A 17,354-nucleotide genomic window follows, 5' to 3' on the forward strand; every position below is an offset into this window, starting at 1 on the left:
ACCCTAAACCCTAGACCTAATTAATGCCCCCGATGCTGAATGCCGGCACTGCGCTCTAGCACATACTTCAGCACCAGGGTGACTACAGCCAAACAGGCCAGCAGCAGGGCGGCGGTATAGGCTGCTTGGCTGTTGTACTGGATGTGGGCTTCTTCAATAAAGAGGGGCAGGGTTTGGGTTTTGCCGACAATGTTGCCCGAGACCACAGTCACTGCCCCAAACTCACCCATAGCCCGTGCGTTAGTCAAAATTAGGCCGTAGAGCAAACTCCACTTAATCGACGGCAGCGTGACCCGCCAAAAGGTCTGCCACTGGGTCGCCCCCAGGGTGGCAGCGGCCTCTTCTTGCTGGGTGCCCGCTTCTTCGAGGGCGGGCAGCACCTCACGGGCAATAAAGGGCATGGTGATAAAGATACTGGCCATGACGATGCCCGGCAGGGCAAAGATAATCTTGATGCCGTTGGCATCGAGCAGAGGCCCAAACCAACCCCGGTTGCCAAACAGCAGCACCAGCATGAGACCCGCAACCACCGGCGAAATCGAGAAGGGCAGGTCGATGATGCTGATCAGGAGCGATCGCCCTGGAAAATTTTTGTTGGCCAACGACAGCGCCGCACAGAGCCCAAACACCGTGTTCAGCGGCACCGTAATCACTGCCGTAATCACCGTCAGCTTCACCGCATTCAAAAAGAACTTGTTGCTAAACGTTTCAGTTAACCCGGGTAGACCTGCCTTTAAGGCTTGAACAAACACGTTGAGGGTCGGCACCAGCAAAATCAGCCCCAGGAAGCCAAAGACAAAGGCCACCAGCAGCCACTTGCCCCACTGAAAGGCCGCTCCCTGAGATTTAGGCCCAGCGGCGGCAATGGGTTGTTTTAAAGATGAATCAGCCATAGAAGCGCCTCCCGCGGGCCTGAATAAGGTTGATCACCAGCAGTGCTGCCAGTGAAATAAGCAGCAGCACCGTGCCAATTACCGTGGCCCCGGCGTAGTCAAACTGCTCCAAACGCTGAATAATTAGCACTGGTGCGATTAAGTCTTGAAAGGGAATATTGCCCGCAATAATCACCACTGAGCCGTATTCGCCCACCGCCCGCGAAAAGCCCATGGCCACGCCCGTGAGAATGGCAGGCATCAGTGGCGGCAAAATTACCCGCCAAAAGGTCTGCCACTGGGAAGCTCCCATGGACCAGGCAGCCTCTTCCATTTCCGACTCCATGTCCTGCAGCACCGGCTGCACCGTCCGCACCGAAAAGGGCAGCGCGATGAAGATCATCGCCACCAGCACCCCCAGCCGGGTGAACGACACTTTGATGCCAAAGGGCTCTAGAAAGCCGCCAATCCAGCCGTTGGTGCTGTAGATGGTCGAGAGGGTTAAACCAGCCACCGCCGTGGGCAGAGCAAAGGGCAGGTCGATGATGGCATCTAAAAATCGCTTTCCTGGAAACTCGTAGCGCACTAGCACCCAGGCAATAATTAGCCCAGCAAAGCCGTTAATAATGCTAGCCACCAGCGCCGTAAAAAAGGTGACGTTGTAGGTCGAGATCGCCACCGGATCGGTAGCAATGCGCCAAATCTCTGCCGGGTTTAGGGTCAGCGCCTTGAGCACGAGCGCCGCCATTGGCAAAAACAAAAACACGGTGAGATAGAGCCAGGTGACCCGCCAAGTCCAGGGAGCATGGAGAATCTGGTGCCAAAGACCTGGGGATGAAGACGGTGGGGATGAAGTCATAGGTGCAGAGAAAACATGTCGATTAGTCAGTCCCGAGCGACCCTTACCCCAGCCTGCTCTCGATCGCATAGAGCTGAGCTAAGGGCCATCTGCCTACTTGCCAACTTTGGATTGAACCTGATCAAAGATCGCCCCGTCGGCGAAGAACTTTTTGTCGATTTCTTCCCATCCGCCCATGTCGGCCACTGTAAAGAGGGTGGTGACCTTAGGGAACTGATCGGCAAACTTTTCGCCTACCTCTGGATCGGAGGGGCGAAAGCCCACTTTGGCAAACTCCTCTTGGGCCTCTGGAGTAAACAGAAACTCCACAAAGGCTTCAGCAACCTCGCGGGTACCGTGCTTGTCTACATTGGCATCGACGACGGCAACGGGGTTATCAATGGAAATGTTCACCTCGGGAACTACAAAGGGCAGCTCTTCGCCATTTTGAGCGGCCAGCAGCACCTCGTTTTCGTAGTTAATTAGCACATCTCCCTGGCCCCGGTTAAAAAACACGTCGGTAGATTCTCGCGCATCCTTAGGTAGCACCGGCACGTTCTGATAGACCTTGGCGACGAAGTCTAAGGCGGCAGCGTCATCGCCACCGGTTTGGGTCTGAAACCCCCAAGCTCCTAAAAAGTTCCATTTGGCACCGCCGGAGGTTTTGGGATTGGCGGTCACCACCTGCACATCGTCGCGGGCCAGGTCTTCCCAACCCTGAATGTTTTTGGGGTTGCCCTCGCGGGTGACCAGTGCCGCTACCGAGGAATGCACGATCGCATTGTTGGGCGCTTCGCTTTCCCAGCCGGGTTCAATCAGGCCACCCTCTTCAATTTTTTCGGTGTCTCCGGCCAGGGCCAGGGCAACGACATCAGCTTCTAGCCCGTCAAGCACGGCCCGTGTCTGAGAGCCTGAGCCACCGTAGCTCTGGTTAAAGCTGACCTCCTGGCCAGTTTCCGCCTTCCACTGCTCAGCAAATTTAGGAATGATTTGTTCGTAGGCCGCCTGGGTCACAGCGTAGGAGACCAGGGTGAGTTCTACAGAGCCAGCGGCAGCGGTGGTCGCTTCGCCATTGCTGCCCTCGGGGGTCGATGTGGTGCTACTGCAGGCGGCTAGGGTACCCGCTAGCCCCAGGCCAGCCGCAAACAAAATTGCCGATCGCCGCGAAATATAGCGTTGAGGTGATGTCATGGGTAGCTCTCCAAAGAATCTCCGGTATCTCGATAGGGTTTTCGAGGATTACGTTTATGGACTGTATCATAAAATTTTGAACTTAGATTTGAAATGAAATTGAAGTCATTTGCACATTTTTTTAGAATCAGATCAACCCGGTTTTGGAATAGGTTGCATTTTTATTGTGGGTGGGGTAGCGTAGGGTCACATTGCAGCTCGGTCAGTGGGCGATCGCCCCTGGAGAACTGAGGCGCACCCTGCCCCTGCTGCTTAGGTTTGGGTTTGAGGTGATGGGAGTGGCACCGTTCGCTAAGCTCTGGTGTCGCATCCCGGTTGAAGCACACTGTCGATTTTGGGAAACACCCGTGGGAATTAGAGTAGACAACGTTTCAAAGCGGTTTGGGGATTTTCAGGCCCTTGAGCCCATCACCCTGGATATTAAGAGCGGTTCTTTGGTGGCCCTGCTGGGGCCGTCGGGCTCGGGTAAGTCGACCCTGCTGCGGGTGATTGCCGGTTTAGAAAAGGCCGACACCGGCAGAATTTATATTTCGGCCCAAGATGCCACCCACAAAACGGTGCAGGCTCGCCAGGTGGGTTTTGTGTTTCAGCACTACGCGCTGTTTAAGCACCTCACTGTGCGCAGAAACGTGGCCTTTGCCCTAGAGCTACAAAAGTGGCCTCAAGAACGCATTAAAAATCGGGTCGATACCCTGCTCGACCTGGTGCAGCTAGATGGGTTAGGCGATCGCTACCCATCCCAGCTCTCGGGCGGTCAGCGGCAGCGGGTGGCACTGGCGCGAGCCCTCGCCGTTGAGCCTCAGGTGCTGCTGCTCGACGAGCCCTTTGGTGCCCTCGATGCCAAGGTGCGCAAAGACTTGCGCGACTGGCTGCGCCGCCTCCACAACGATGTGCATGTCACCACTGTCTTCGTCACCCACGACCAGGAAGAAGCGATGGAAATTGCCGATGAAATCGTGGTGATGAGCCAGGGACGGGTCGAGCAGGTGGGCTCCCCCGCTGAGGTCTATGAGAACCCGGCCACGCCTTTTGTGATGAGCTTCATTGGCGCAGTCAACGTGCTCTCCCCTGACAACACCTGGAAGTCGCTTCACCGCGACGCCCCCACTCACGGGGAGGTGTTTCTGCGCCCCCACGACATTGAAATCTTCACCGAACATCGGGACGGCAGCGTTGCCGCCACGGTGAACCATATCATTCACCTAGGCTGGACGATTCGCATTGAACTTACCCTCGAAAATGGCCATCCGATTACTGCCCACATTAATCGGGAGCAGTACCGCGACTTGGGCATTGATGAGGGGCAAACCGTTTATCTGCGGGCCAAGCTGATTCGCAGCTTTGCCCCTGCGTCGGACTATGCGCCATCGGCGGCTTAACACCGCAAAGGCGGATTCGATGGGGAGTTAGAGCCGGGAGACGTCGAAATTCACTCGTTTGGTTGGCAGGTTAAACGGATTAAACGGTTGAACCTGCTAACGTTTTAGTGCGCATCCTAGCCATTGATATAGAGGTTTAGCCCGTTTAGCCCAGCGGGGTGCCAACCGAGGAGCCTCAATATAATGTCATAGTGGTTTTGGCCCCAAGCCGGGGGCCAAGACGTAAGTAGGTAGGCGGGCAATGGGGTTAGCAGGTATAGAACTGGGGCTGGCAGTCAACGGATTGGCGCAGCTGGCGTCGCCGGGGCCAATTATTTTTCAGCTAGGGCCGTTGGCCATTCGCTGGTATGGGCTACTGATTGCGATCGCCCTGGCTTTGGGCATTACCCTAGCTCAGCGGTTAGCTCAGCGGCGTGGGCTTGACCCCGAGGCGGTTGCCGACCTGTCGATCTGGCTGGTGCTGGGGGCCTTGCCCGCAGCCCGTCTCTACTACGTCGCCTTTGAGTGGGATCGCTACGCTGACAATCCGTTGAGTGCCTTCGCCATCTGGCAGGGGGGCATTGCCATTCACGGGGCAATCTTGGGCGGTATGCTGGCGGCGCTGTTGTTTGCCCGCCTCAATCGACTGTCGTTTTGGGCACTGGCGGATGTGGTGGCCCCAGCTCTGGTGCTGGGCCAAGCTATTGGTCGCTGGGGAAATTTCTTTAACTCCGAAGCCTTTGGCGGCCCCACCAACCTGCCCTGGCGAATTTACATTCCCCCCGCCCAGCGCCCCCCCGGTCTGGAAACTGTTGAGTACTATCACCCCACCTTTCTCTACGAATCGCTGTGGAATTTGGGGGTGTTTGCCCTGGTGATGTGGCTGTTTTTCTGGGGTCTGCGCCATCCCAATCGGCTAAAGACAGGCACGCTCTTTTTGGTCTACTTCGCCACCTACAGCCTGGGTCGTCTGTGGATTGAAGGTCTGCGCCTTGACAGCCTGATGCTGGGACCACTGCGGATTGCCCAGGTGGTGAGCCTCACCGGCATAGCGCTGGGGATTGTTGGGCTGCTGTGGTTGTATGTGGGGCGGCGATCGCTACCGGATGTGGCCAAAGGCAGCTAAGCCCTAATCGAGATCGGGTAGGGGCCTGAGAAAAATGTCTTGGGCAGGCACCAGCGTGCGCAGGTTGAGGCTCCAGCCTGCCACCGTGCGCGTCCTAATTCGCTACCGAATTGACCAGCAAAAAATGCCCTGGAAATTTCAGCAAGATTTCCAGGGCATATCAAGCGAAGTGACCATTGACTCCCAGTAGCGAACTACTGTTGGGGAGGATTGCCCTCGGAACCGCAGTTGCCGGGGCCGCCGCCTCTTCTCATGTTGCTGCGTAGGGCCTCTTGGAGATCGGTTTCGCTGACGCCCAGCTCCGCGGCAGCAGCAGCTAGATCAGGACGAGCGGGCGGTTCAGCGGGCAGGCCCAAGGCTTCTTTCAAGGTGGCTTCACTGACGCCCAGCTGCGTGGCGGCGGTGGCCAGTCTTTGACCGCGATCGCCATCCCTACCGCTTCGCAGGGCTTCCTGTAGCTCAGTTTCGCTAACGCCCAGCTCAGTGGCGGCGGTGGCCAGGTCAGGACGCGGCGGTGGCTCGGCGGGCAGGCCCAGGGCTTCTTTCAGGGCGGCTTCACTAACGCCCAGCTCGGCGGCAGCGTTGGCAAGCCCTTCACCGTGACCTCGGCCTCGACCTTCGGGTCGCTGGGCGGGCTCGGTGGGGGTAGCTTCGGGTTGAGGGGGTTGACTCTGGGTGGTTTGGCTAAAGGCGGCCAGACCCAGGCCACCCACTAGGGCAGCGGCCAGGCCAGCAGTCAGCAGTGAACGATGAATTACCATGGATGATTTGCTCCGGTGGTTTAGGGTTGACGATTTCTATTAAGCCTGGGCACTATGGCAAAACCATGGCCGCCAAATTACAGCTTTGTCATTTTTGCGGCTCCCTGGCGGTGCTAGGTTGTGAGCACCTATGAATGTTTTATTAGTCGAAGACGAGGCCAAAATTGCCAGTTTTGTCGCCCAGGGGCTGCAAGAACAGGGCTTTGTGGTTGACACCTGCCCCAACGGCACCGAAGGCTACGCCTTAGCCACCGATCGCACCTACGACGTGGTGCTGCTCGACATCATGGTGCCAGGGATGGATGGGCTGGCCATTCTCAAGGCGCTGCGAGGGGCGGGCTACGCCGTGCCGGTAATTTTAATTACCGCCCGCAACGAGCTAGACGATCGCCTGGCCGGGCTCAACCTGGGGGCTGACGACTACATCGCCAAGCCCTTCTACGTCGAAGAACTAGTGGCCCGCATGCACGCGGTGGTGCGGCGCAGCAGCGGCGAACGGCAGAACTTTTTGGCCGCCGGCCCCCTGCGCCTCGATCGCATCACCCGCGAAGTCACCTGCGGCGGGCAGCAGGTCGAGCTGACGGCGAGGGAGTTTAACCTGCTGGAATATTTGATGCGATCGCCTGGCCGAGTGCTGACCCGCACCCAAATTTTGGAGCATGTCTGGGGCTACGACTTTAACCCCAGTACCAATGTCGTCGATGTGGCTATCCAGCGGCTGCGCAAAAAGCTCGATCCGCTAGATGCGGCCCAGTGGATCGAGAGCGTGCGAGGGGTGGGCTACCGTTTTCGCCCACCAGAAGAGCCTCCTCGAGGGGAACGCCCGTGACGCGATCGCCACTCCTCAAGCTTTCCCTGCGGCTGCGGCTGGCGCTGTGGTCTGCTGCCCTGGCCGGGGGAGCACTGCTGGGGTTTGCTCTGCTGTCGAGCTGGTTGATCTACCAGGCTAGACTCGATAGCCTCGACGCCCGGTTAGAGCGCACCGCTCCCCTGGGCCGTCCGGGCGATCGCGGTGGCTTGCCGCCCGGCGATCGCAGTGGATTTCCCAACCCAGAACCGGCCCTGGCCCAAGACCTGGGCCTACCCGCCGATGCCGAGGTGGGGTTTTTGCTGGTGGGCCGCACGGGGGAAGTGGTTTATCGATCGCCCCAATGGCCCAGTGCCATAACCCAAGTTTCCCCCGTGCCCAGCCCTACTCAGGGGCGTCGGGGGCCGCGTCGATTGATGACGGTGCGAACTCCCAATGGGCCTTGGCGAGTGGTGGTGCGGGCTACGCCCGTGGGACAGTTGGCGATCGCCGCCAACCTCAACGCTCTCCGCCAGGAAATGGCCACCCTGCGACGCATCTACGCCCTGACCATTCCCGGCCTACTGCTGGTGATTGGGGGCGGAGCCTGGGCGATCGCGGGCCAGGCGCTGCGACCCGTGCGCCAGCTCAGCCAGGGCATTGGCCAGGTGACGGCCCAGGGGCTACACCAGCGGGTGCCCGCTGACCCTGACCCCGAATTTGCGCCGCTAATTTCCGCCTTCAACGCCATGCTAGAGCGGCTAGAGCGCAGCTTTCAGCAGGCCTCTCGCTTCAGCGGCGATGCTGCCCATGAACTAAAGACGCCCCTCACCATTCTTCAGGGTGAGCTAGAGCGGGCCATTCAGCAGGTCGAAACCGGCTCGGCGGCCCAGCAAACCCTCAGCCAGCTGCTTGACCAGGTGCGCCACCTGAGCGGCATTGTGCGCAAGTTGCTACTGCTGTCGCTGGCTGACGCCGGGCAGATGAGCATTCAGCGCCAGCCGGTTGATTTCAGTGCCCTGGTGCAAGATCAGCTGGAGGATCTCTCGCTACTGGCCCCCGAGCTGACGGTGACGGCTGAGGTTGAGTCGGAGCTGAGGGTAATGGGCGATCGCGACCTGCTGGCCCAACTGATCCAAAACCTGATCACCAACGCCGCTAAATACAACCTGCCTCAAGGCTGGGTACGAGTCCAAGCTTGCCACGCCCAGTCCCAAGTGCAGCTCACGCTGACTAACGCTACCGCGCCTCTCACCGCCGCCGAAGCCAGTCGCCTGTTCGATCGCTTCTATCGCGGCGACCCCGCCCGTGCCCGCCAAACCGAAGGGCTTGGCCTGGGCCTCAGCCTAGCCCGCGAGATCGCCCGCGCCCACGGCGGCGATCTGGTGCTGGCTCCCCGCCCTGCCGGTGAGGCGTGCTTTAGCTTGCATCTGCCTCTGACCCTTTAATAATTGAGAGATACAGGCTTTAGACAAGGAGTATAGGGTCTAAGGTTTACGGTATAAATCTGCCTTGAACCCTTATACCCTACACCCTGCCCCCTCTAAATTAGGCCTAGCGCCGTCCGATACAGGTAGCTAGGTACCCTTGTTCTAAGGACAGAGAAATATTAGAGTTGTGTAAACAACTGTTAACAAAGGTATAGTCTAAATTAAGGAAAATACTCACACGTGGCTTTATTTTGGGCCAGCGGTGGGTCGCCTTCGTCGTTGTCAGTTTCATGTTCTTACGGCAAGCCAGTATGAGACACGTGCTAAACATTTTGGTCATTTGTGTAGTAAGCCTCTGCGCCTGGCTGCCGATGGCACCGGCTTGGGCCTACGACAACCCAGAACTCTTGCCCGATAACCAGACCGCCATCATCGATCTGGCCAAGTCGCTCAGCGCCCGCCAAGAAGAGAATCTCGACTCTCAGCTCAACGACTTTGAAACCGAAACCGGCTGGAAGCTGCGGGTGCTGACCCAGTATGACCAAACCCCAGGCCGCGCAGTAAAAGACTTTTGGGGCCTCGACGATCACAGCATCATGCTGGTGGCCGACCCGCGCGGCGGCAACCTGCTCAACTTCAGCGTGGGCGATGCCGTCTACGACCTGCTGCCCCGCACCTTTTGGATTGAGCTGCAAACCCGCTACGGCAACCAGTTCTTTGTGCGCGAAAATGGCGAAGACAACTCCATTCTCAGCGCCCTTGAATCAATTCAGGGCTGTCTGCGTCAGGGGGGCTGCAACGTGGTGCCCGGTTTGCCTCAAGAGCAGTGGGTGCTGACGCTGATTACCTCCATCGTCGGCGGCGTGATCTGTGGATTTGCGGCCCATCCCCGCAAGTCCGATCAGATTTTTGCCTGGCAGTGGGTGCTGATTTTCTCGCCCCTGTGGGGGATTCTGTTCTTTGCCTTTGGCATTGGCCCTGTAGTAACCCGCACCAGTGACTGGCTGCCCCTAACGCGTAACGTCGCCGGTTTTTTGATTGGCGCTTTAGTGGCCTTCCTGACGCCAATTCTCGGCAATCAAGCCCCCAATTCTGAGACTTAATGGTCGGGAATCCTGTTTAAGCGGCACAGGTGAAGAAAGTGGGCATCGTTCGTTTGAACGATGCCCACTCTGTTTTTGAGGGGGGAGCTAGAGCGAAAGAACGAAAAACGAAAATGGAAGAGCAAAAAATGAAAAGAATGCCCAGCGGGTTTGAATTCTGGCACTTTAGCTTGTTCTAATCTGGAATCGGCCTGCTGTATAGCGATCGCCCGTTCAGTCAAGACATTTTGGACAACTTTTTGGCTATACCGTCTGGGCGGTCATAACGGCGTTGACCGTCGCTAGCAGTTGCCGAGGGTCAATGGGTTTGCTGACGCAGTCGTTGGCCCCGGCTCTAAGGGCTTGCTCTGTTTGCTCAGGGTTGTCTAGATCGACTAGGGCCAAAATTTTTGGCCCTGGGGAGCCTGAGCTCCGGCGTAGGGTGGCAATGATGTCGCTGCCATCGGCGCTGGCTAGACTGAGGCTAGTAATCATTGCGGCGGGCTGAAGCAACTCCACCTGGTCGAGCACTCGCGATCCGTCCACAATCCAGATTACCTGGTAGCCAGCGGCGGTAAGCATGTCACAGATGACGCTGGCGGTTTCTTCATTGTCTTCGACCAGCACAATGCGCCCCACGATGGGTTCGGCGGTGAGCGGTGGCTCGGTTACGAGGGGTTCAGTCAGTCGCTGGAGAGGAATTCTGACGGTAAAAATAGAGCCCTTGCCGACCTCTGAGCTCACTTTAATAGAGCCGCCGTGGAGCTCGACTAGCTGCTTGGTGAGCGCTAGACCCAAGCCTGTACCTGGGTGCTCTCGCTGGAGCACGTTTTCAAGCTGCTGAAACTTTTCAAACAGCAGGGATTGGGCGGAGGACGAAATGCCAATGCCCGTGTCTTGAATCTGAAAGACAGCGTCGTTTTGCTCGCGCCGCACGCGCAGAACAACTTTGCCGCCAGCATCGGTAAATTTGACAGCATTGCTGAGCAGATTAGCGAGAATTTGCCGCACCCGTCGGGGGTCGGCTAAGAAGGTGTCTTGACCGCTGGGCAGCTTGAGGTCGAGGGCGATGTCGATATCGTTCTGGGCGGCCTCGGTGCGAAAGGCATCGACGCTCTGGCGACACAGGGACGTGAGGGAAAACTGACGTACTTCTAATGCGGTGCGCCCGGCCTCAATTTTTGACACATCGAGAATGTCGTTGATGACGCGCAGCAGATGCTCGCCGCTGGTTTGAATGGTGGAGAGGTAGTCGCGCTGGCGGGGGGTGAGATCGCCCAACGACCAGCGCAGCAGGGTAGCCGACATGCCAATGATGTAGGTGAGGGGGGTGCGCAGCTCGTGGCTCATGGTGGCCAAAAACTCGGTTTTGGCTCGGTTGGCGGCTTCGGCGGCCACCAGTGCATCGCGCAGGTCTTGGGTGCGTTCGACGACGCAAACCTCTAGGTTTTGGGTTTGCTGCTGGAGCTGGTGGTAGAGCTGGGCCTGGTTAATGGCGATCGCCAGGTGTTCGGCAATGTGCTGCAAAAACTCGGTTTCCCAGGATTGCCACTGACGCAGGTAGTCGCACTGATGCACAATCAGCAGCCCCCAAAGCTGCTGCCCCACCAAAATGGGAGTCACAGCCTTTGACTTCACCTGCATCTGCATTAGAAAAGTTTCCATGCAGGGGGCATGGGGGTAGGCTTGGGCCACATCGTCGATAGCGAGGGGGCGACCGTGGCGGTAGCGGCGCTCCTGATGGGGGTAGTTGGGGTGGTCGTGAAAGCAGAGGTCTTCGGTGTAGTTGAGCACCGAGGCGAAGCGATCGCTCGATCGCGACTCGTAGGTGATGTAGCCAATCGGACCTGGCCCACTGAAGTAGGCTGGAGCAGCGCTATCCATGGGCTTAACGGGGGTGCCCGGCACCTGGTCGAACTGGTAGATCAGCAGCCGATCGGCTTGAAGAAACTGGCGCACCTCGGCCACGGTGGTTTCTAAAATCTCGCCCAGCTCCAGGCTGCCCTGAATTTTGGTAATCACCTGGTTGAGCAGCAGGCGACGCTCTCGCTGTCGATTGATGACGATTTGAGCCGGCACCTCGGCACAGGCCTGAAGCCAGGCCAGCATAAACTGGCTGAGGGCGCTGAGGCTAGTAGTAGAGACGGGTCGGTCCAAGCCCTGCTGGGCCAAAAATGCCTCTACGTCAGCCGCTTCGGCGGTGAGGCCGACCACGACGCGATCGTCATCCTGAGGGCGGGCCGTTACGACCACCGCCAGCTCGGGCCCCTCTAGGCACCAAAAACTACCGTCGTTAGGAGTGTCGGCGGGTAGGTTAGCCTCGGTGAGCAGGGTCAGCTGATACTGCTGGCAGTACTGACGCAAAAACTGCCCCAGCAAAACTAGAGCAGCTTTGGGCATGACCTGTTCAGTGCCACGGTTTATAAAGTCAGGCATTTCTATATTTTGAGGCCGAGGGCGCCCACTGCGGTGGTTTGAAACGGGGAGTTGCCAAAGAAAGCCTTAAGGTTTGAGGAGCCCAATCTTAGGGAGTCCTCATCGTAACTTCCGTTTTGGGCATACCCTGACTTACGCTAGAGTTCCTTCAGATTTGTTGTTGCCCTAGGGATTGCCCATGCATCGCTTAGCCGCTACCCCCGGCGGCTGGACGCCGGATACCGAGGGCGTCATTTTTGTCGAGCAGACCCCGGCACCGCTGGTGTTGCTCACCGCCGCCGACACAGAAATTCAAAGCCTGACTCGGGCCAGTTTTCCGGCCAATTTCCCCGCTTTGCGGGTGGCTAACCTGCTTCAGCTTCAGCAGCAGTTGGCGATCGATACCTACGCCGACGATGTGCTGCGCCACGCCCAGATTATTGTGGTGCGGCTGCTAGGAGGCCGCGCCTACTGGCCCTATGGCCTAGAAGTCGTCAGGGATGTGGCCACCGAAACCGGGGCCGCCCTGATTGTGCTGCCCGGCGACGATCGCCCCGCCCCCGACCTGATCAGCTACTCCACGGTGCCGCTGACGGTGGCCAACCAACTCTGGCGCTACCTCAATGAAGGCGGTGTCGAGAATATGGCGAACGGGTTGATGTGGGTGTGCGATCGCATCCTCCACACTGCCTATTGCCCTCCGACTCCCCAACCCATTCCCAAAGTCGGGGTATATCCTCTACTAACCTCTATCAGACAACAGGAGATACACCCGGAACCCCTCTCCCCTAGCCCCTCTCCCATGGGGAGAGGGGAACTGGAGAATACAACAGCCAAAATTGGCCTGATCTTCTATCGGGCTCACTATCTGGCAGGCAATACTGCGCCCATTGATGCCCTGTGCGCGGCTTTGGTGGAACGGCATCTGCACCCTGTCCCTGTGTTTGTGTCGTCGCTGCAAGACCCTGAGGTGCAGGAGGATTTGGTCGCTCTGTTCAATCCCAAGGATGGCCAAGGTATTGCCGTGCTGTTGAATACCACCAGCTTTTCGGTGGCGAAACTGGACGGCGCAACCCCCAATTTAGATCTATGGGAAACCCTCAACGTGCCGGTGCTGCAAGTGATTCTCAGCGGCGGTACCAAAGCCGCCTGGGCAAGCCAGAGCCTTGGCCTTTCGCCCCGCGACATTGCCATGAATGTGGCCCTGCCCGAGGTGGATGGGCGCATTATCACCCGCGCTGTTTCGTTTAAATCGGTCAACCGGCGCAGCGAGACATTGGAAACCGATGTGGTGACCTACGAGCCAGTGAGCGATCGCATCACCTTCGTCGCTGACCTGGCCGCCCGTTGGGCTACCCTGCGCCGCACCCCAGTGGGTGATCGCCGCATAGCCCTAATTCTCGCCAACTACCCCAACCGCGATGGCCGCCTCGCCAATGGCGTTGGCCTCGACACACCCCAGAGTGCGATCGAAGTTCTCCACGCCCTTAAGGCCGTTGGCTACACCCTGGGCGACATTCCCGCCGATGGCGACGACCTAATTCGCCAGCTCACCGCGGGGGTGACCAACGACCCCGAAGGCCACGATTTTCGCCAGGTTCACCAATCTCTTCCCCTTGCTGACTACTGTCAGTATTTTGAGACCATACCGGAAGCGGTGCGCGCTGGTATGAGCGCTCGTTGGGGTCTTCCTGGAGGAGATGGGGAGGCTGGGGAAGATGGGGAAACTAGGGAAGGAATTCAAAATTTCTCCTTTGGAGACGCTACGCGAACAAAACTCAAAACTCAAAACTCAAAATTTCCCATTCCCGGCATCCAGCTCGGCAACATCTTCATCGGCGTTCAGCCGAGCCGGGGCTATGACCTTGACCCCTCTCTTAACTACCACTCGCCCGATCTAGAGCCAACTCACGACTACCTAGCCTTTTATCTCTGGCTGAGGCATACCTTTGGGGCTCAGGCGATCGTTCACCTGGGCAAGCACGGCAATCTGGAGTGGCTGCCCGGCAAGGGCGTCGGCCTATCTCAGGACTGTTACCCCGAGGCCATGTTTGGCCCCATGCCCCACCTATACCCGTTTATCGTCAACGACCCTGGCGAAGGCTCCCAGGCGAAGCGCCGCGCCCAGGCGGTAATTCTCGACCACCTGACGCCCCCGCTCACCCGTGCCGAACTCTACGGCCCTCTCGAAAAGTTGGAAGGTCTGGTGGATGAATACTATGAAGCTCAAAGCTTGGATCCGAGCCGGTTGGCCTTGATTGGCGATCGCATCCTCACCCTGCTCACCGAAACCAGCCTCCTCACCGAGATCTCCTCCCCCACTTCCCCATCCCCCTTATCCTCCCTTCCCACCCTCCTTCCCACCCTCGATACCTACCTCTGCGATCTCAAGGAAGCCCAAATTCGCGACGGGCTACATATCTTTGGGCAGTGCCCTGATGGCCGGCAACTGCGGGATTTGGTAGTGGCGATCGCCCGCCATCCCGGCCGTGGCCGACAGGGATTGACACGGGCGATCGCAGAATCCTGGGCCCTCGATCTTGACCCCCTCACTGTCGATCTTGGAGAACCCTTCACCCCCTCATCCCCTCACCTCTTCACCTGCCGCATCGCTGGAGACGTTGTCGAGGCCTTAGAAGAGGAAGCGTCGCGTTTGGTAGAAGGGTTATTGCCAAAAGCCACTGTCCCGAACCGCCCTCTCCCTAGCCCTCTCCCTGGGGGAGAGGGAACCGGAGGAAGCTCTAGCTCCCCTCTCCCCCAGGGAGAGGGGCTGGGGGAGAGGGAGACATCTCTCGTCGCCGAACTCCACTGGATTCAGCACACCCTCATCCCCGCCCTGACCTGCACCACTGACGAGATCGCCAACTTGCTCAAGGGCCTCGACGGGCGCTACGTGCCCAGCGGTCCCGCCGGAGCCCCCACCCGCAATCGCCCTGACGTGTTGCCCACGGGGCGCAATTTCTTCTCAGTGGATATTCGCGCTATCCCCACCGAGAGCGCTTGGGATGTGGGGCGGCGGGCGGCGGAAGTGCTGGTGGAACAGTACACCCAGGATCACGGCGACTATCCCCAAACCCTAGGCCTGTCGGTGTGGGGCACTTCCACCATGCGTACCGGCGGGGACGACATTGCCGAAGCTCTGGCCCTGATGGGGGTGCGCCCGGTGTGGGATGGCCCCTCGCGGCGGGTGGTCGATTTTGAAGTGCTGCCGCTGTCGGCGATCGGGCGGCCTCGGGTGGATGTCACCCTGCGGATTTCGGGCTTCTTTCGCGATGCCTTTCCCAATCTGATCGACTTGGTGGATCAGGCTGTAGCGGCGGTGGCGGCTTTAGAAGAACCGCCGGAGCAAAATCCTCTGGCGGCACGATCGCGGCAGGAGAGTGCTGAGTGGCAGCGGCAGGGGCTGACAGCAGAGCAGGCGGAGCTGCGATCGCGCTACCGCATCTTTGGCTCTAAGCCGGGGGCTTATGGGGCTGGCTTGCAGGGGCTAATCGAATCGCAAAACTGGACTAGCGACGAAGACCTTGCCCGTGCCTACCTGAATTGGAGCGGCTACGCCTACGGTCGCGACGCCCAGGGCCACGCCATGCCCGAAGCCTTTGAGCAGCGGCTTAAGCACCTGCAAGTGGTGCTCCACAACCAGGACAACCGCGAGCACGACCTGCTCGACTCTGACGACTACTACCAGTTTCAGGGGGGCATGACAGTGGCCGCCAGAACCCTCCAGGGGCAGCAGCCCGCCACCTACTTTGGCGACAACGCGGTGACGGCTAAGCCCAAGGTGCGATCGCTCGACGCCGAAATTGCCAAGGTCTACCGCTCCCGCGTGGTCAACCCTAAGTGGATCGAGGGCGTCATGCGCCACGGCTATAAGGGGGCCTTTGAGATGGCCGCCACCGTCGATTACCTGTTCGCCTACGATGCCACTGCCCACTGCGTCGCCGACCACATGTATGAGGGCGTGGCCCAGGCCTACCTGCTCGATCCAGCGGTGCAGGCCTTTGTGCAAACCTCAAACCCTTGGGCGCTGAGGGATATGGCCGAGCGCCTACTCGAAGCCAACCAGCGGGGGCTGTGGGCCACAGCCAAGGCCGAAATGCTGGATAGCCTGCGGCAGATCGCCAACCAAGCGGAAGGGGTGCTAGAAACCCAGCAGTTCAATCGGGGGCAACCCTAGGCAGAGTAGCTCTGGGAGCGATCGCCCCAGCAGCGTCGGGCGGTACCATACCAATTCCGCAAAATTGGGCTGTATGTTGGGACGCTCTCAAGCGATCGCCCTCACCCCCTCAAAAAGGGAGCAACAGCTAGCACGCCAGAGGCTGCCGAACCGACGCCTCTGTGGTCCGTTGCAGGTAGGCCCGCGTAATCTCGAGAATCCGCTGGGAGGCCTGGCCGTCGCCAAAGGGGTTGATCGACTCGGCCATGGCCTGGTAGGCCTCGGGGTTCAGCAGCAGCGTCTCGGCCTCCGTCAGCATGCGGTCGGCATCGGTGCCGATTAGCTTGGCGGTGCCTGCCATTACGGCTTCGGGGCGTTCGGTGTTATCCCGCAGCACCAGCACTGGTTTACCCAGGCTGGGGGCTTCCTCCTGCAAGCCACCCGAGTCAGTCATCACCAGGTAGCACCGCTGAATCGCGCCTACTAGCTGGGTGTAGTCGAGGGGCTCTGTCAAAAAAGCGCGGGGATGATCGCCAAGGGCAGCCTGGAGAGGGTCTCGCACCGTGGGGTTGCGGTGCAAGGGCAGCAGCAGGGCGGTATCGGGAAACCGTTCGAGCACCTTGAGAAATCCCTGGGCGATCGCCCCCAGGGGTGCGCCCCAGTTTTCGCGCCGATGCACTGTCGATAAAATCACTCGGTGGCGGTTCCAGTCTAGCCCCGGCACCTCGCAGTCGGGACGGCGATCGGCCACTGACAGCAGGGCGTCGATGACGGTGTTGCCGGTTTGGTGCAGATTGCCGGTCACCCCCGATCGCTCTAGGTGCTGCACCGACAGAGCCGTGGGCGCAAAGTGCAGTTGGGTAATTTGAGAGACCAGGCGGCGGTTGGCCTCCTCCGGGAAGGGATTATAGATGTTGTCGGTGCGCAGACCCGCCTCGACATGGCCCACCGGAATCTTTTGATAAAAGGCCGCTAGGGCAGCGGCAAAGGCCGTCGTGGTATCGCCCTGCACCAGCACAATGTCGGGGCGACGCTCTTGAAACAGGGACTCCAGCCCCTGAAGGCTGCGACAGGTGATGTCGGTCAGGGTTTGGCGAGGCTGCATAATCGCTAAATCTTGGTCGGCACTCAGGTTAAACAGCGCCATCACCTGATCCACCATCTCCCGATGCTGGCCGGTGAGCAGCACCTGGGTGTCAAAGTCAGGGCATTGACGAAAACACTGAATCACCGGCGCAAGTTTAATCGCCTCAGGGCGAGTGCCCAACACAATGCAGACTTTAAACGGTGGGACCATAGGGAAATGCCCTTTGAATGCAAAATCATGCTCAGAATAAC

Annotated in this window: 13 protein-coding genes; 7 read left to right on the forward strand and 6 right to left on the reverse strand. The window is 59.0% G+C overall.

From position 1 onward, the window contains the following. Nucleotides 1-20: 20 nt before the first annotated feature. The 3 genes from cysW to H6F57_RS15945 all read right to left on the reverse strand — a co-directional run bounded on the left by cysW (nucleotide 21) and on the right by H6F57_RS15945 (nucleotide 2,901). Nucleotides 21-893: a sulfate ABC transporter permease subunit CysW gene (gene cysW / locus H6F57_RS15935; protein ID WP_190628445.1), complete on the reverse strand. Its 873-nt coding sequence runs from the start codon at nucleotides 891-893 to the stop codon at nucleotides 21-23. Next, nucleotides 886-1,731, reverse strand: a complete 846-nt coding sequence (gene cysT / locus H6F57_RS15940) for a sulfate ABC transporter permease subunit CysT (RefSeq protein ID WP_190628443.1) — start codon at nucleotides 1,729-1,731, stop codon at nucleotides 886-888. Before cysT ends, cysW begins: the two co-directional genes overlap by 8 nt. A gap of 93 nt (nucleotides 1,732-1,824) precedes the next feature. Continuing rightward, nucleotides 1,825-2,901 (reverse strand): sulfate ABC transporter substrate-binding protein, encoded by a 1,077-nt coding sequence (locus H6F57_RS15945; RefSeq protein WP_190628442.1) that lies wholly within the window; start codon nucleotides 2,899-2,901, stop codon nucleotides 1,825-1,827. A 347-nt stretch (nucleotides 2,902-3,248) separates the two neighbouring features. On the opposite strand from H6F57_RS15945, the gene H6F57_RS15950 reads away from it, so the two are divergent. The 3 genes from H6F57_RS15950 (at nucleotide 3,249) to H6F57_RS15960 (ending at nucleotide 5,575) form a co-directional block, all read left to right on the forward strand. Next, entirely contained in the window at nucleotides 3,249-4,280 is a 1,032-nt protein-coding gene (locus tag H6F57_RS15950) for a TOBE-like domain-containing protein (protein WP_190628534.1), read from the forward strand. A 241-nt stretch (nucleotides 4,281-4,521) separates the two neighbouring features. Further along, on the forward strand, nucleotides 4,522-5,385 hold the full coding sequence (lgt, locus tag H6F57_RS15955) for a prolipoprotein diacylglyceryl transferase (RefSeq protein WP_190628440.1): 864 nt from the start codon (nucleotides 4,522-4,524) through the stop codon (nucleotides 5,383-5,385). Nucleotides 5,386-5,419: 34 nt separating this feature from the next. Then, a complete protein-coding gene (locus H6F57_RS15960) occupies nucleotides 5,420-5,575 on the forward strand; it encodes a hypothetical protein (RefSeq protein WP_190628438.1) in 156 nt (51 codons plus the stop codon). Nucleotides 5,576-5,579: 4 nt separating this feature from the next. Here H6F57_RS15960 and H6F57_RS15965 read toward each other — a convergent pair whose 3' ends face one another. Then, nucleotides 5,580-6,146 (reverse strand): hypothetical protein, encoded by a 567-nt coding sequence (locus H6F57_RS15965; RefSeq protein WP_190628436.1) that lies wholly within the window; start codon nucleotides 6,144-6,146, stop codon nucleotides 5,580-5,582. 130 nt (nucleotides 6,147-6,276) lie between these two features. On the opposite strand from H6F57_RS15965, the gene H6F57_RS15970 reads away from it, so the two are divergent. The 3 genes from H6F57_RS15970 to H6F57_RS15980 all read left to right on the forward strand — a co-directional run bounded on the left by H6F57_RS15970 (nucleotide 6,277) and on the right by H6F57_RS15980 (nucleotide 9,466). Further along, nucleotides 6,277-6,975, forward strand: coding sequence for a response regulator transcription factor (locus H6F57_RS15970; RefSeq protein WP_190628433.1), 699 nt, complete (start codon nucleotides 6,277-6,279; stop codon nucleotides 6,973-6,975). Further along, nucleotides 6,972-8,381 carry an ATP-binding protein gene (locus tag H6F57_RS28400; protein ID WP_190628431.1) on the forward strand — a complete coding sequence of 470 codons (1,410 nt, stop codon included), beginning with the start codon at nucleotides 6,972-6,974 and terminating at the stop codon, nucleotides 8,379-8,381. Before H6F57_RS15970 ends, H6F57_RS28400 begins: the two co-directional genes overlap by 4 nt. 353 nt (nucleotides 8,382-8,734) lie before the next feature. Next, a complete protein-coding gene (locus H6F57_RS15980) occupies nucleotides 8,735-9,466 on the forward strand; it encodes a TPM domain-containing protein (protein ID WP_242024933.1) in 732 nt (243 codons plus the stop codon). Nucleotides 9,467-9,709: 243 nt separating this feature from the next. On the opposite strand, the gene H6F57_RS15985 is transcribed toward H6F57_RS15980, so the two are convergent. Then, the gene (locus tag H6F57_RS15985) at nucleotides 9,710-11,881 is read right to left on the reverse strand and encodes a GAF domain-containing hybrid sensor histidine kinase/response regulator (RefSeq protein ID WP_199294779.1); all 2,172 of its coding nucleotides are present in this window, start codon (nucleotides 11,879-11,881) and stop codon (nucleotides 9,710-9,712) included. A 178-nt stretch (nucleotides 11,882-12,059) separates the two neighbouring features. Here H6F57_RS15985 and cobN point away from each other — a divergent pair, with 178 nt between their 5' ends. Continuing rightward, nucleotides 12,060-16,037: a cobaltochelatase subunit CobN gene (gene cobN / locus H6F57_RS15990; protein WP_190628428.1), complete on the forward strand. Its 3,978-nt coding sequence runs from the start codon at nucleotides 12,060-12,062 to the stop codon at nucleotides 16,035-16,037. 127 nt (nucleotides 16,038-16,164) lie between these two features. Here the strand turns inward: cobN and wecB are convergent, their stop codons facing one another. Next, complete coding sequence (gene wecB / locus H6F57_RS15995) at nucleotides 16,165-17,313, reverse strand: UDP-N-acetylglucosamine 2-epimerase (non-hydrolyzing) (protein ID WP_190628426.1); 1,149 nt, start codon at nucleotides 17,311-17,313, stop codon at nucleotides 16,165-16,167. Between the last annotated feature and the right edge of the window lie 41 nt (nucleotides 17,314-17,354).

The organism is Leptolyngbya sp. FACHB-60, assembly GCF_014695775.1.
In the GTDB taxonomy this organism is placed as follows: domain Bacteria; phylum Cyanobacteriota; class Cyanobacteriia; order Phormidesmidales; family Phormidesmidaceae; genus Nodosilinea.